At 71.4% G+C, this 2,034-nt stretch carries 2 protein-coding genes; both read right to left on the reverse strand.

The genetic code is table 11. The annotated features are described in order from the left end of the window. On the reverse strand, positions 1 to 1,480 hold a 1,480-nt coding region (locus tag VMD50_RS29630; RefSeq protein WP_325433544.1), incomplete at its 3' end, for an ATP-binding protein. Then, positions 1,477 to 2,034: class I adenylate-forming enzyme family protein (locus tag VMD50_RS29635; RefSeq protein ID WP_414686204.1), on the reverse strand; the 558-nt coding region annotated here is incomplete at its 5' end. The genes VMD50_RS29635 and VMD50_RS29630, both read right to left, overlap by 4 nt.

The raw sequence follows: 2,034 nt of genomic DNA on the forward strand, positions 1-2,034 counted from the left end.
GCGCGCGCAGGGCTTCCTCACCGGGGTACAGCTCGACCGGCGCCACCCGGATGTCGTGCTCGCGGGACAGCGCCGCGGCGGCCAGCTCGGGCAGCCGGTCGTCGAGGAAATCCGTGGTCACCCAGCCGGATCGAATATGGCTGTCCGACAACAGTTCCCGCAGCAACTCGATGTTCGTGCGAACGCCCTCGATGCCGAATTCGCCCAGGGCGGTGCGGACCTTGCGCACCGCGGCCCGCACCGACGATCCGTGCACATGGGCGATGACCTTGGCCAGCAGCGAGTCGTACCGCGGGCTGGTCACCAGGCCCGGCCGGCCGTAGGTGTCGACGCGCACACCGGGACCGCTCGGCGGCGAGAACACCGTCAAGGTGCCCGCCGCCGGCACCACCGCCCCGTCGGCGGCGAAGGTCTCCGTATTGACCCGGGCCTCAACCGCGATGCCGCGCGGCGCGGCCGGCTCGCCGATGACCTCGCTTCCGTCCGAGGCGATTCCGGCCGGGAGCCCCAGCTGGTAGTGGGACGCGCCGCCGGCGACGGCCAGCTGCACGGCCACCAGGTCCACGCCGGTGGTTTCCTCGGTGACCGTGTGCTCGACCTGGATGCGCGGGTTGACCTCGAGGAACACGAACTCCTCGCCGGCGACCAGGAATTCGACGGTGGCCACCCCGCGCAGCCCGACGGAGGCGCACAGCCGCGCCGCCGCCTGGTGTAGGGCGCGGCGCAGATCGTCCGAAAGCCCTTGGGCCGGTGCGATTTCGACCAGCTTTTGGTAGCGCCGCTGGATGCTGCAGTCCCGATCGCCGAGTGCCAGCGCGTGCGTCTGGTGGCCGGCCGGGGCGCCCACGACCTGAACCTCGATGTGCCGGGCCGCGTCGAGGACGGCCTCGGCGAACAGCGCGGGGTCACCAAAGCCGAGGTGCGCCTCCGCGGCGCACTGCTGATAGGCGTGATCGATCTGATCGGCGCGGCTCACCTTGCGCATGCCCCGGCCACCGCCGCCGGCGACCGCTTTGATCATGATGGCGCCGCCCTGGGCGGCGAGAAACGCCTGGATGTCCTCGACGCTGCTGGGCCCTTCGGTGGCGGGCAGCACCGGAACGCCGGCCGCGATCGCGGCGGCCCGGGCCGACGACTTGTTGCCGACCAACTCGAGCGCGTCGGCGCCGGGCCCCACGAACGTGTAGCCGGCGGCGTCGCAGGCACGGGCGAATTCGGCGTTCTCGCTGAGGAATCCGTAACCGGGATGAATGAGCCCGGCGCCGGACTTCTTCGCCGCCGCTAGGAGCTCGGCGTGATCCAGGTAGGCCGCCGGGCCGGCGCCCGGCAGACCGATCGCCTCGTCGGCGGCGTGCACGTGGGGGCCGTCGGCATCGTCCTCGGCGTACACCGAGACCGTCCGGACGCCCAGTTCCGTTGCGGTGCGGATGATTCGAAGTGCGATCTCGCCGCGGTTGGCGATCAGCAGGGTGGCGCTCATCGGAGCGGGTCCCCCCATCGCACCTGCCCGCGGAGCTTGCCCTTGAGCAGTTTGCCGCCGGCATTGCGCGGCAACTCCTCGGCAACCACCGTGACGTATTGCGGGATCTTGAAGTCGGCCAACTGCTCGCGACAGTGTTCGAGCACGGCCCGCACGTCGATCTCCCCGTCGCGGGCGAAGAGCACGGCGCCGACCTTCTCTCCCATGACGTCGTCGGACACCGCCAGCACGCAGGCGTCGGCGACGTTGGGCGCCGAGAGCAGCGCCGCCTCGACCTCGACGCTGGAGACGTTCTCGCCGCCCCGGTTGATGATGTCCTTGAGCCGGTCGACGATGTGCACCCGCCCCGCGTCGTCGACCCGGACGACGTCGCCGGTGTGCAGCCAGCCGTCGGCGAAGGTGGCTGACGTCGCCTCCGGCCGATTCCAGTAGCCCGCAGTGATATTGGCGCCGCGCGCGACCAGCTCGCCCACGCCCGGATCGTCGCCGCCGAACGGGACCAGGCCGAGATCCACCGACGGCACCGCGTACCCGACCGAGTCGGCGTGCTCGAC

This window comes from Mycobacterium sp. (genome assembly GCF_035506235.1).
Lineage (GTDB): Bacteria > Actinomycetota > Actinomycetes > Mycobacteriales > Mycobacteriaceae > Mycobacterium.